General features: G+C 54.1%; 9 protein-coding genes and 1 tRNA gene. 8 read left to right on the forward strand and 2 right to left on the reverse strand.

Going from position 1 to position 12,667, the window contains the following annotated elements:
* Positions 1–36: 36 nt before the first annotated feature.
* The 4 genes from QOY30_RS00755 (at position 37) to QOY30_RS00770 (ending at position 3,473) form a co-directional block, all read left to right on the forward strand.
* Positions 37–1,035 (forward strand): TIGR01777 family oxidoreductase, encoded by a 999-nt coding sequence (locus QOY30_RS00755; protein WP_283742733.1) that lies wholly within the window; start codon positions 37–39, stop codon positions 1,033–1,035.
* A gap of 180 nt (positions 1,036–1,215) precedes the next feature.
* Positions 1,216–1,506: a co-chaperone GroES gene (locus tag QOY30_RS00760; protein ID WP_283742734.1), complete on the forward strand. Its 291-nt coding sequence runs from the start codon at positions 1,216–1,218 to the stop codon at positions 1,504–1,506.
* 106 nt (positions 1,507–1,612) lie between these two features.
* Positions 1,613–3,259 (forward strand): chaperonin GroEL, encoded by a 1,647-nt coding sequence (groL, locus tag QOY30_RS00765; RefSeq protein ID WP_283742735.1) that lies wholly within the window; start codon positions 1,613–1,615, stop codon positions 3,257–3,259.
* A 138-nt stretch (positions 3,260–3,397) separates the two neighbouring features.
* Positions 3,398–3,473: transfer RNA gene (locus QOY30_RS00770), tRNA-Phe, on the forward strand.
* 70 nt (positions 3,474–3,543) lie between these two features.
* Here the strand turns inward: QOY30_RS00770 and QOY30_RS00775 are convergent.
* Positions 3,544–4,125 (reverse strand): tyrosine-type recombinase/integrase, encoded by a 582-nt coding sequence (locus QOY30_RS00775; RefSeq protein ID WP_283742736.1) that lies wholly within the window; start codon positions 4,123–4,125, stop codon positions 3,544–3,546.
* A 623-nt stretch (positions 4,126–4,748) separates the two neighbouring features.
* Here QOY30_RS00775 and QOY30_RS00780 point away from each other — a divergent pair.
* Entirely contained in the window at positions 4,749–5,417 is a 669-nt protein-coding gene (locus QOY30_RS00780; protein WP_283746001.1) for an NYN domain-containing protein, read from the forward strand.
* Positions 5,418–5,656: 239 nt separating this feature from the next.
* On the forward strand, positions 5,657–6,052 hold the full coding sequence (locus QOY30_RS00785) for a TssQ family T6SS-associated lipoprotein (RefSeq protein ID WP_283742737.1): 396 nt from the start codon (positions 5,657–5,659) through the stop codon (positions 6,050–6,052).
* Between the two features lie 60 nt (positions 6,053–6,112).
* Here QOY30_RS00785 and QOY30_RS00790 read toward each other — a convergent pair whose 3' ends face one another.
* Positions 6,113–6,538 carry a hypothetical protein gene (locus QOY30_RS00790; RefSeq protein ID WP_283742738.1) on the reverse strand — a complete coding sequence of 142 codons (426 nt, stop codon included), beginning with the start codon at positions 6,536–6,538 and terminating at the stop codon, positions 6,113–6,115.
* Between the two features lie 251 nt (positions 6,539–6,789).
* On the opposite strand from QOY30_RS00790, the gene QOY30_RS00795 reads away from it, so the two are divergent.
* A complete protein-coding gene (locus QOY30_RS00795; RefSeq protein WP_283742739.1) occupies positions 6,790–8,832 on the forward strand; it encodes a CHASE2 domain-containing protein in 2,043 nt (680 codons plus the stop codon).
* Between the two features lie 70 nt (positions 8,833–8,902).
* Positions 8,903–12,652: a tetratricopeptide repeat protein gene (locus QOY30_RS00800; protein WP_283742740.1), complete on the forward strand. Its 3,750-nt coding sequence runs from the start codon at positions 8,903–8,905 to the stop codon at positions 12,650–12,652.
* Positions 12,653–12,667 lie beyond the last annotated feature (15 nt).

The following is a 12,667-nucleotide window of genomic DNA, read 5'->3' on the forward strand; positions in this document are numbered from 1 at the left end:
AGATGGGCGTGTTGAAATCGTTCTCGGGAGTTTGCAATGCGCATTTTGATCACAGGCGGGACAGGACTGATCGGGAGGCACCTGTGCAAGGCCCTGCTGTCTGAAGGGCATCATCTGACCGTACTGAGCCGGCGCGCTGCAACAGTCGCGGTGAAATGCGGCGCAACGGTGCGGCCACGACGCGGTGGGGCGGAGCCCTCAGGTGCGGGAGTGGCCGCATCGCACCTCCTCCCGCAAACGGCTGGCTTCGCCAGTAACGTGTCGGAGGTGCGGGCCATGGCGTCACTCAACGAATGGCTGCCGGACCGGGCTTTCGACGCAGTCATCAATCTGGCGGGTGAGCCCATTGTGGACGCGTACTGGTCGCAGCAACGCAAGCAGGTGTTGCGTGAAAGCAGGATCACACTGACCGAAAAACTGGTGCAACGCATCGCTGCGGCCAAACAGAAACCCAAGGTGCTGCTGAGCGGCTCGGCTATCGGTTATTACGGCGATCGTAGTGATATGGAACTGGATGAAGCTGCGCCGGCCGGAACAGATTTTGCGGCGCAACTCTGCGTTGACTGGGAGGCGGCGGCGCTCCTCGCTGAACAACATGACGTGCGCGTGTGCCTGCTGCGTACCGGACTGGTATTGAGCAAAAGCGGCGGATTACTGGGACGGATGGTGTTGCCGTTCAGGCTGGGTCTGGGCGCGCGCCTGGGCAATGGCAGACAATGGATGAGCTGGATCCATATCGCGGATTATGTCGCGTCGGTGCTGCGTTTGCTTGACGACGACCAGATGCGCGGCCCGTTCAATATGACAGCGCCGCAGCCGGTGACGAACGCCGAATTTACCCGAACATTGGCCAAATCATTGCACCGGCCCGCTTTCCTGTTTGCTCCGGAGCCGGTTTTAAAGCTGGCCATAGGGGAACGTGCCGCACTGTTGCTGGAGGGGCAACGTGTGCTTCCTGCAAAGCTGGTTGCGGCAGGCGGACAATTCAAATATCCCAATCTTGCCGACGCATTGGATGAATTGTTACGTCGGTAACATCAAGCTTTTTATATAAATTTCTTCGTCACCCTTGAATTTTGGTAGTACAGCCCCTATTATTGGCAGTCGCAGGTGGGGAGTGCTAACAGGTAGTCTGGTTGGTCAACCCGAATAGCTATCAACGCTAACATCCCGCCCACGTTTTTAATCAACTCACTGTTTTTTAGGAGATAAAGCATGAAGATCCGTCCTTTGCACGACCGTGTAATCGTCAAGCGCATGGAAGAAGAGCGCAAGACAGCGTCCGGTATTGTTATTCCCGATGCGGCCACCGAGAAGCCTGACCAAGGCGAAATCGTCGCCGTAGGCAACGGCAAGATGGGTGATGACGGCAAGCTGCAAGCTATGAACGTCAAGGTCGGTGACCGCGTTCTGTTCGGCAAATATTCCGGTCAGGCCTTCAAGATCGATGGAGTTGAACTGCTGACCATGCGTGAAGACGACATCATCGGCGTAGTCGAAAAATAATTCTTCGCCTGGCGAAGCAGTATTTTCAGTGCAGGCTCACATCGGGGCGCAGCCCGGATGTTATGCCGGAACTAAAAGTTCCAAATAAATTTCAGGAGATAAGAACATGGCAGCTAAAGACGTGAAATTCCATGATGCAGCACGTGCCAAGATGGTCGTGGGTGTCAACATTCTGGCCGATGCGGTCAAAGTAACGCTGGGCCCAAAGGGTCGTAACGTGGTGCTGGACCGTTCATACGGTTCTCCCACCATCACCAAGGACGGTGTATCCGTCGCCAAGGAAATTGAACTGAAGGACAAGTTCGAAAACATGGGCGCGCAAATGGTCAAGGAAGTTGCTTCCAAGACTTCCGACGTGGCCGGTGACGGAACAACCACCGCAACCGTGCTGGCTCAATCCATTGTGCAGGAAGGCATGAAGTTTGTTGCCGCCGGCATGAACCCGATGGACCTGAAGCGCGGTATCGATCAGGCTGTGATCGCCGCCGTTGCAGAACTGAAGAAGATCTCCAAGCCTTGCACCACCAGCAAGGAAATCGCGCAAGTGGGCAGCATCTCTGCCAACTCCGACACCGTGATCGGCGAGAAGATTGCTGCTGCGATGGAAAAAGTGGGCAAGGAAGGCGTCATCACCATTGAAGACGGCCAGGGCCTGGAAGACGAACTGGACATCGTGGAAGGCATGCAATTCGACCGCGGTTACCTGTCGCCCTACTTCATCAACAATGCCGACAAGCAAATTGCTGCGATGGAGAATCCCTTCATCCTGTTGCACGACAAGAAAATCTCCAACATCCGCGACCTGCTGCCCGTACTGGAACAAGTCGCCAAGGCTGGTCGTCCGCTGCTGATCGTCGCCGAAGATGTAGACGGCGAAGCGCTGGCAACCCTGGTTGTGAACAACATCCGCGGCATCCTGAAGACTGTTGCGGTCAAGGCACCCGGCTTCGGCGATCGTCGCAAGGCCATGCTGGAAGACATCGCTATCCTGACCGGCGGCACCGTGATCGCCGAAGAAGTCGGCCTGACCCTGGAAAAAGCGACTCTGGCCGACATGGGCCAAGCCAAGCGCATCGAAGTGGGCAAGGAAAACACCACGATCATCGACGGCGCAGGCAAGGAAGATGCGATCAAGTCGCGTATCGGCCAGATCAACAAGCAAGTTGAAGAGTCCACCAGCGACTACGACAAGGAAAAACTGCAAGAGCGCAAAGCCAAGCTGGCTGGTGGCGTTGCAGTGATCAAGGTCGGCGCTGCGACCGAAGTCGAAATGAAGGAAAAGAAGGCGCGCGTGGAAGATGCATTGCACGCAACCCGCGCCGCGGTTGAAGAAGGCATTGTTCCTGGAGGCGGAGTTGCATTGCTGCGTGCCAAGGCAGCGGTTGCCGGACTCAAGGGCGTGAACCACGACCAGGACGCCGGTATCACCATCGTCCTGCGCGCCATGGAATCGCCTATCCGCGCCATCGTTCAGAACGCAGGTGATGAGCCCAGCGTTGTGGTGAACAAGGTATTGGAAGGCAAGGGCAGCTTCGGTTACAACGCGTCCACCAGCGAGTATGGCGACATGCTGGTCATGGGCGTGGTCGATCCGACCAAGGTAACACGCGTTGCTTTGCAGAACGCTGCCTCCATCGCCGGTCTGATGCTGACGACCGCTTGCATGGTGGCTGAATTGCCGGAAGACAAGCCAGCCGGTGGTATGGGTGGTGGAGATATGGGCGGTATGGGTGGTATGGGCGGCATGATGTAATTGCCCCCAAGGCACTGAGTTGCACCTGACGAACCCCGCCTTGAGCGGGGTTCGTTTTTTATATTGCCCGTAATGCGGCTTGCCGCTACAATGCGCGCCTTCGTTTTACCCAACCCGTAAAGGGAAGGGCGCAAAAACGGCCTGGTAGCTCAGTCGGTAGAGCAGAGGATTGAAAATCCTTGTGTCGGTGGTTCGATTCCGCCCCGGGCCACCAGTATCACTAGGGCCTGCAGAGATGCAGGCCTTTTTCATTTCTACAATTCGGCCTGAATTTCTACAATTCTTCATTTCAAAGGGCTGACCTTATCGCCTTTCCGATGGCGTGTGTAGTGCTCTGTCATGGCTCGTGTCTTGTGTCCTAGCAGTTTTTGGGCATGCGCCAGATTCTCAGTGTCGGTCGCTGTCTTGGCGCGAATGTCCCTGAATTGGAAGCTGACGCCGGCCGCTTCACGCGCCTTGTCGAAACGCGCGCGCAAAGCACCGTAGGTGAGGCGCTGGCCGTTCCCATCCTGCAGCAGGGCATCGCAGGTCATTGAGTAATTCACGTGGCCTAAAATGCGCTCTATCAGGCTTTGCAGTTCGCCAGTGATCTCAATGCGCAGTTTCTTCCCTGTTTTGTTTTGAGTGAGTCCCAGCAGTTCATCACGTATATGGCTGCGGTTGAACTTGAGCAGATCGGCGGGGCGCTGACCGGTGAGGTGTGCCAGGTCCATTGCGTCCTGCACGGTGTAGTGCGCGTTCCCCCACACGGCCAGATATTCAGAGTCTTCAACGTATCTGTCCCTTCCAGTTTCCTTGTGCCCTTTGACGCCTGCGCAGGGGTTCGGCGCGTCGGTGTAGCCGTACTGCCTGGCGAAGTTGAACACATGGCTGAATAAGGCCCGCTCTCGGTTCGCGCGTACCTTGGCGGTCTTGCCGCGTTCATCCAGATAGCGCTTGATGTGGTAGGGGCTGACAGGTAGGTGTTGGATGGCATGAGGCGCTCGCCACCCTGTGCATCTAGGTTCCCCGCCCCGGATATCGGCGCGCGCTGGCCAGCATCGCTATTTCCGACGGTACCGGATACATAGGCACTCCCTCGCACCGTGCCGCCCAGCGTGCCACCCATCAAAAGTTGCGGAAAAGACGCAATCAGGCGGAACATTGGGAAAATAGGGCTGTCAGACAAAACAAGAGAAAAGAATGGAAAATGTCGCCAAATGGCTTGAAAAGGAGCAAAGTGGCGGAAAGTAAGCTGTAAGACAGGAAAAGCATGGTTTAGGCGCGCTAAACAAAATGTTTACTTTTTGGTAAATATTGTTATATTCCGCGCCGAAACATCCTCTACGGCATGCCGTAGAGTCCCGGTGACCAGCGTTGCCGGGGTTAATCATCCCAGCAGCACTGCTGTTGGCCCCGATGCCCTGCGGTGTCGGCATAACATCCCGAGGGGTTTCCCCGAGGTCCCGGCCGCTAGCGCGGCCGGCTTTGTTTCTGGGGGGCGAACTTGGTGGGTCAAAATCGAGTATTCGTTTTTGTTGATGGGTTCAATCTTTATCATGCCATCAACGATCTAAACTGGAATCCCGCTACAAAGCGGCTCACCAACCACAAGCATCACCTCAAGTGGTTGAATATCACTTCACTTAGCCAAGCGCTCATTCACCCCCAAAATGATGTATTGGTGGGTACATATTATTTCTCGGCTTATGCTGGCTGGGTGCCAGTAGATGTACAAGATAGACACCGCGACTATGTGGCCGTGTTGAAATCAACAGGCGTCGTTCCGGTGATGGGGACATTTAAGAAGAAACCACGTAAATGCCCCAGTTGCAAACATGAGTGGGATACTCATGAGGAAAAGGAAAGTGACGTCAATATTGCGCTGTACTTATTGCAGGGTGCTCATGAAAATATTTTCGACAAAGCAATCATTTTCACAGCGGATACTGATCTAGCTCCAGCGATCCGTCTAGTGAGAGAGAAATTCCCACACAAGGAAGTGCATGTGGCTATTCCAGAGCGTCGTCTAAATCGATCCAAAGCGCTTGAGAATGCAGCTACGGGAAGAATTCGTGTGACTGAGCAGCACTTTGAACGAAACCTATTTCCTGCGCAGGTCGCTTTGCAAAGCGGGACGGTCATTAATCGCCCAACGAAATACACGCCACCCAAATAATACTTTCTACAATTCTGTTAAAGACATTTAAAATGCTGGTCTGCGTGACTGGGAAAAAACAAGAATTGTAGAAAGTCAGTAGGCTAAGCGGTTGAACCGCAAGAATGTCGCACGGGCTTGAAAATCCTTGTGTCGGTGGTTCGATTCCGCCCCGGGCCACCAATATCTGAAGGGCTCGCAAAGGTGCGAGCCCTTTTAATTTAATTTCTACGATTGTCATCGTGGTGCTTGGGATTGAAGTGAAAAGTGCGACGTGGATTATTTCGCTGGCGCCCCTACTGCTAAGTGCCTGTGCCATTGCTTCGTGGAATAGCGATTCACGCCAGGATTTGGAGGTCGGGGTGAAGAGTTTTCAAGAAGGTGACATGGCGACCGCAACGCTGGTACTGAATCATCTATTGAATCACTCTCTCTATGACGGATTGGCCGCAAAGGGAGACCAGGTAACAGCGCACAAATATCTGGCGTTTATACATTGCATCAATGACGAAGTCGCGCAGTGCCGGAGCGAATTCAAAAAGGCGCTGGAGATCAATCCGCATTTCAAACTGAAACCGGAAGAGGCGGGACATCCCGAATGGGGTCCGGCGTTTCGCGAAGCGCATGCCGCTTTCATCTTGCAGCAAGGTAACTAAAATAAAAACCGCGGGGCTATCTCTAGCACCGGCGGCAGATACAAGCAAATAATTTGTGAGCTAGCGTGTCAGACTGAGCGATTTGGTTCCGGATTGTGCCGCACACCCGTATGCACTAATACACTGGCCAGTAAGCGGAACGCCATTCACGATGGCATTTACTGTGCTGGTTGAAGTGGTAATGGCAACACTAATCAGATAAATAAAATGCTGAGTTCCCGAAACAGTATTCAAGCAGGTATTTGTCTGGCTGGTTGATCCAGTTCCATTTACCAGCGTTACCGTGGGAAGCGGGTTTTGTACAGTGCAAATCACGGTCACACCACTTGCGGCGGCAGGTTGTGTGAAGCTCGAATCGACATAACCCACTGTCCATGTGCCATCGTATGTGGGGCCACCGCCACCGCCAGCAAGGCATCCTGCCAAGAGCGACGCCGCCAACACCGGAACAATAAGTCCGACAATTGAAGTGATCTTGAATCGCATTTTCCGAGCCCCCCAGTAATTTCGGCAACAATAACTTAAATACTATCGTTTGCGCAATAAACTCCGGCGCCCACCACGCTTTAAGACAACGCCCGGCAGTTGGCACATCCAGGCCCATTGGTGCGTAAAAGTGGAACTGAAAAAGACGGTCTTTGCATTTCTATGACCTGCATAGACAGGCTATGGCATTATGACAAAGCAGAAGCCAGGGGTGGCGATCGCAGTTTCGAAGCGTGGGGGATAAATCAAGCATGGGCAGCACACCGTTCTGGAAAAAGATGTTGATGCTCGGGAATACCACCGTGCTATCCCTCTTGCTGGCGACGCTTTCCATCTTCAGTGTTTTGTTGCTTTACTACACGCAGAATCCCTTCCTTGAAGCTTTTGAGGCTAGGACATACGATCTTCGCTTCAGGGACCTGCGCGGTCCGATCCAGCCCAATCCGGACATCGGGATTATCGCCATCGACGAGAAGAGCATCGCCGAACTGGGGCGCTATCCCTGGAGCCGCGACCGCTATGCGCCGCTTTTGGACAGGCTGGCCGCCGCAAAAGTGAAGGCCGTGATGTTTGACGCATTTTTCCCCGAGCATGATACCGCCGCGAATGACAAGAACTTTGCTGCGGCCATCAGGCGCGCGGGAAATGTTGTGCTGGGGACGACTTTCGATTTCGACAAGAATGGCCGTGTAGCCACTGTTACCCGCAGCTTGCCGGAGATCGAGCGCGGCGCGATCGGGATCGGGCATATCAATCAGTTGCCGGACGACGATGGTGTGATTCGCCGCAATCCGCTGTTGATCGAAGCGGATGGCAAGCAGGTTCCCTCGTTGGGATTGATGGCGGCGATGCTGGCGCTGGGGGAAACGAAGTTCGCCACCGAGGACTTCGATATCGCGCTGGGAAACCATGACATTCCGGTGGATGCCGAAAATCGAATGTGGATCAACTACGTAGGCGGCCCGGGCATTTATCCGCGGTATTCCTTTGTGGACGTGATGAATGGGCGCATTCCCGCAGAGAAATTGAAAGGCAAAATATTATTCATCGGTGCGACCGCATTGGGCATCTACGACATGCGCGTTACGCCATTCAGCGGCAATACTCCGGGGGTGGAGTTGCACGCCACCATCGCCGACGACATCATCAGCGGGCGTTACATTCGCCAAGGGGGCATGGAGGCGCTGATCGATATGTTCTTCATCGTTGCGATGGGGGCGGTTGCATTTTTCCTGACCACCCGCCTGCGCCTGTATGGAGCGATTCCGGCAACAGCCGTATTGATAGCCGGGTACGTCTGGTTCACTTATTACATGTTCAACGCGGGTCAATGGATCAACATGATCTATCCGGTCATTTCGGCGGTCATTGCCGTACTGGTCGGAGGGGGCTTCCGCTATCTGGTATTGGAACGAAGTGCGCGTGAAATGCGCTCGATGTTTTCCAGCTATCTGTCCCCCAAGCTTGTTGCGCGACTGGAGAAGGATCCCGAGGCGGCCAGGATAGGCGGGGATAACAAGGAAGTGACAGTACTGTTTACCGACATCAAGGGATTCACTTCCTTCAGCGAAGCGCATCCGCCACAGGAGGTGGTGTCACGCCTCAACGAATATCTGGGGGCGATGGTGCAAGTGATCGAACAGCATGACGGCACCATAGACAAATTCATCGGTGACGGCATCATGGCCTATTGGGGGGCGCCGCTGGCGCAACCCGACCATGCGAAGCTGGCTATCGATTGCATCAGGGCGATCCATGTGCGGATGGAAGCGTTACGTACCCAATGGAAGGAAAGAGGAGTTGAACCGTTCAGTATCCGCGGCGGAATCCAGTCCGGAGAGGTGGTGGCGGGCAACGTCGGCCTTGCGGGCAAGAAAATGGAATACACCGTCATCGGCGATACAGTGAATCAGGCCGCACGTCTTGAAGGATCGGCAAAATATTACGGCGTTACCTACCTGGTTGGCGAAGAAACCTATCAAATGACACGTGAAATGTGCCGATACAGGGAGTTGGACAAGATACGCGTTGTGGGTAAACAACTCCCCGTTACCATCTATGAGCCTCTGGAAGGTATGTCTGCGCTGGATTTCCCGATGGCGGCCCGTTTTGAAGCTGCGCTGGCCTTGTACCGGGCCGGGGAATGGGAAAAAGCACAAGCAGCATTTTCAACTGTGCTCGATGCCGCACTTGAGGATAAACCCAGTAGAATATACTTTGAACGGTGTGGGTATTTCATGCAGAACCCGCCGCCTGAAGATTGGGACGGCGTGTTCAACCGCGAAGAAAAATAACGCGGCAAGAACAATAACCCAAGCGGACTTGGGTCGGACAATACAATTACTACTTGAATAGGCTAGGGATATGAGAAATATATTCATCGTAATTTCGTTACTGCTTTTTTCTTCCAGTGTATGGGCGGCTGATGCCGGAACCGGCGCGACCAACGGCTTTTCCAAAGCCGACTTCCGAAGTGAAATTCCTGCGCCAAAATTGCGCAAATTGCTTGGAGTGTATGGCGGCAATCTCTACATCACCGGCCAGGACGGCTCGGTGAATGTTGTTGACCAGGCAGGCAAGACTGTAATGACCCTGGCTGCGAAAAACGGGGATACGGAATTGCTCAGGAAGCCCGAGGCCGTCTCGGTTGCCAATGCAACCGTCTATGTGGCCGACAGCAAGACAAACCAGATCGTCATGTACGACTTGTCCTCGGGCAAGTATACGGGCCGTTTCGGCAGCAAATCGGGCGGCAATCTCGCGAGCGATTTTGCGCTCGACGAGCCGCAGGGCGTCGCGGTCAATGAAGGCGTGGTGTATGTCGCGGATAGCGGCAATGGGCGGATACAGATGTACGGTATTAACGGTGTCTTCCTGTCCACGCTGGCATTGAGCGCAACTCCTGGCAGCGCCGCGGAAAAGGAAAAAACCTACAAACTGGGCGAGCCGACCGATATCGCACTGGATGCGCTGGGTCGGATATACGTGCGTGATGCGGATGCGAAATCGGTCAAGATATACGATGCGAAAGGTCTGTATCTGCGTTCGCTGCCGAAAAACGGCAAGCCCGTTGCGATGTGCGTGGCGGAAGACGGAATCTATGTTGCGGATGAGACCAGTTCCAGCATCCTGAAATATGATTTTGACGCCAATCCCGAATACAGCTTTGGCTCCAAAGGGGAAGGCAAGGCGCAGTTCAAGAACTTGTCCGGCTTGGCAGTAGACAAGGCACAGCAAGTGTATGTCGGCGATTCAAAGAAATCGTTGATCGAGGCTTTCGTTGTTGAAGCCGGAAAAGTACAAGAACAGTTGCCCAAAGTCGCGGGAAGAGCGTCGGTAAAATGGCTGGAGAACATTCCGGCAGAAGTGGGCCAGTTGGCCTGGGATGGCAAGGAAACCTTTTATGCCATAGGCAAGGACAAGAAGAGCCTGGTGATTATCCGTAACGGTGCGGTCGCCGGAGCGATCAAGCTGAACGATATGCAACTGGCCGCAGTGACGGTCGACAAGTCAGGTGCGGTCTGGGTTGTGGACAAGAAGAATTATCGCGCGGCAAAACTGGACGAGAGCGGCAAGGTACTTTCCAGCCTTGGCAAGGAAGGCGGCGGAGCCGGGCAATTCGATAATCCGTCGGCGATCGCAATATCGAATTCGGGGATGGTGTTTGTGGCTGACCGGTCCAATCGCAACGTGCAGATTTTCCGGGAAGACGGCGTGTTCCTGAACGCTCTGAACGGTGACAATTCGGCCAAAATGAGCTCGCCTGTCGCCATGGCGTTCGACCAGAACGACAATTTGTACATTCTCGATTCCTCGCGTAAGAGCGTATTGGCTTATGCTGCATCCGGGAAATCGCTCGGTGAATTTGGCAAGACCAAGGACGGAAGTCTGTTGTCTTCCCCCGTTTCCCTGATTGCGGCGAACGACGAAGTGCTGGTGCTGGACGGAAATCAGGTCAAGGTGTTTTCGCCCAAGGGGCAGTTGGTACGCAGTTTCGGAGCCAAGGGGAATGGCGTGGGTGCGTTCGACGACCCGGTTGCCATCGCGTATGGCGGCGGCACCAATTTCATGATTTCGGATATTGAGAATAAGCGCATGCAGGCGTTCAGCACTTTGCTGAAACCGGAAGCACCGCAACAGCTGACGGCACAGGGCAAGGTACATTCCGTCGAGCTGCACTGGTCGCAGGCATCCTCGCCCTATATCAAGCAGTATCGTATCTACCGCTCCAGGAACGAGGACGAGAATTTTGTGCAGATTGGTACCAGTGCGAACAATCAGTTCGTGGATCCGGATCTGGATGCGGATGTTCATTACTACTACCGCATCAGCGGGGAAACCTATTTCGGCTATGAAGGTGCGACCAGCGCGGTAGTCGGTGGAGTGCCGACCAAATTTGTACCGTCGGCCCTTGCGGCCGTACAAGTGCAGACCACGCCGTGGCAGGTGAAAATGAACTGGGCGGCGGTCGACAGCAAATATTTCGGGGCTTACCGGATTTATCAAAAAGACGGCGAAAAATTCACCAAGATCGGTGAAGTGACGCAGCCTGAATTCATCAAGGAAGCACTGACTCCCGAGACCAAATATACCTATTACGTTTCGATATTGAGCAGCGACGGAACTGAGTCGGAAAAAGTCCCGGTAGAAGCGACCACGCAGATTTTCAACCGCCCGCCGCTTGAGATCGAAGTCGTTCAGTTGCGCGACGTATTTTCCAACTCCTACAAGATCTACGAACGCGACGGGATCGGCCAGATCAAGCTGACCAACAATACCAACAAAACCATGGAGCGGCTCAAGGTGACGTTCCAGCTGCGCGATTTCATGGACTTCCCGACCGAAACCAAACTGGACAAGCTGTTGCCGGGGGAAAGTGCGGAAGTTGCGCTCAAGGCCGTTTTCAACAACAGCATCCTGACGATTACCGAGGACAGTTCCGTGCAGGCAATGATCGAAGCGAGCTATTTCGATGACGGCAAACGCGTGGCATTCAACAAGAATCCGACGGTAAATGTCTATGAGAAGCATCGGCTGACATGGGACGATCAGGATCGTTATGCAGCCTTTATCACCCCCAAGGATCCTCCGGTGATGAGTCTTGTCCGTTCGGTGGTAACTCAATTCAAGGAAACCAAGGATCAGACGCAGCTGGCCGCTGTCGTGTTTGACATGCTGGGTGTTTACGGCATGACTTACATTCCGGACCCAACCAATCCCTACCAGATCACTTCGGGCAAGGTGGATACCGTCGATTATGTCCAGTTCCCGCGCGAAACCCTGGAGCGCAAGTCCGGCGATTGCGACGACTTGGTGGCACTTTATTCAGCAGCGCTGGAAAGCATGGGGATTGATACACGCGTGCTGGAGGTGCCGGGTCATATGTTCATGATGTTCTCCGCCGGCATCTTGGCGGACGATGACGGCTATACCATGGACAATATGTACGTGATCTACGAGGGGCGCTTGTGGATTCCGGTGGAAACCACGCTACTGGGCAGCGCCTTCGTTCCTGCCTGGGAAAAAGGCGCAGCAACCTATTACAAGTGGAAGGACAAAGGCCTCACGGTGCTCGATGCCCATGTTTCCTGGGATAAATATAAACCGGCGAGCCTGCCGGACTCTAGCTTGAAGCAAAGTGAGATATCTCGTGCCGAGATCGAAAAGAAATTTCCGTCCGACTACATGTCTGTTTTGAAGATCAGTTCCCAGACCAAGACGCGGCGTTATCTCAATGCGATCAAAACGAACCCGTCCGATGTGGATGCGCACTTGCAGATGGGCATCATCCTGGCCAAGGCCGGAGATCGCGACGAAGCGATGAAGTATTTTGACAAGGTACTCACTTTGGAACCCAAGAGTTCTGCAGCAATGAACAATCGCGGCAATATTTTCATGATCGAGGATAAATATCAGGACGCACAAAAGGCATATCTGGCGGCGACTCAGATATCTCCCGGTGATGCCAATATATGGGTAAATCTGGCGCGTGCCTATAAGGCGACCAAAGACGTCAAGAAAGCCAAGGCTGCCTTCGTCAAGGCGCAGTCGATTGATCCCGCGGTCAAGGAAGGACACCGGGCACTGGAATTGGAGCTATTGAATACGCTTTGATTCGGATGTACCGTA

This window comes from Sideroxydans sp. CL21, assembly GCF_902459525.1.
Lineage (GTDB): Bacteria > Pseudomonadota > Gammaproteobacteria > Burkholderiales > Gallionellaceae > Sideroxyarcus.

Coding starts and splice junctions, on each gene's coding strand:
- QOY30_RS00755 (WP_283742733.1), top strand. CDS start 37: ATGCGCATTTTGATCACAGGCGGGACAGGACTGATCGGGAGGCACCTG.
- QOY30_RS00760 (WP_283742734.1), top strand. CDS start 1,216: ATGAAGATCCGTCCTTTGCACGACCGTGTAATCGTCAAGCGCATGGAA.
- groL (WP_283742735.1), top strand. CDS start 1,613: ATGGCAGCTAAAGACGTGAAATTCCATGATGCAGCACGTGCCAAGATG.
- QOY30_RS00790 (WP_283742738.1), bottom strand. CDS start 6,538: ATGCGATTCAAGATCACTTCAATTGTCGGACTTATTGTTCCGGTGTTG.
- QOY30_RS00795 (WP_283742739.1), top strand. CDS start 6,790: ATGGGCAGCACACCGTTCTGGAAAAAGATGTTGATGCTCGGGAATACC.
- QOY30_RS00800 (WP_283742740.1), top strand. CDS start 8,903: ATGAGAAATATATTCATCGTAATTTCGTTACTGCTTTTTTCTTCCAGT.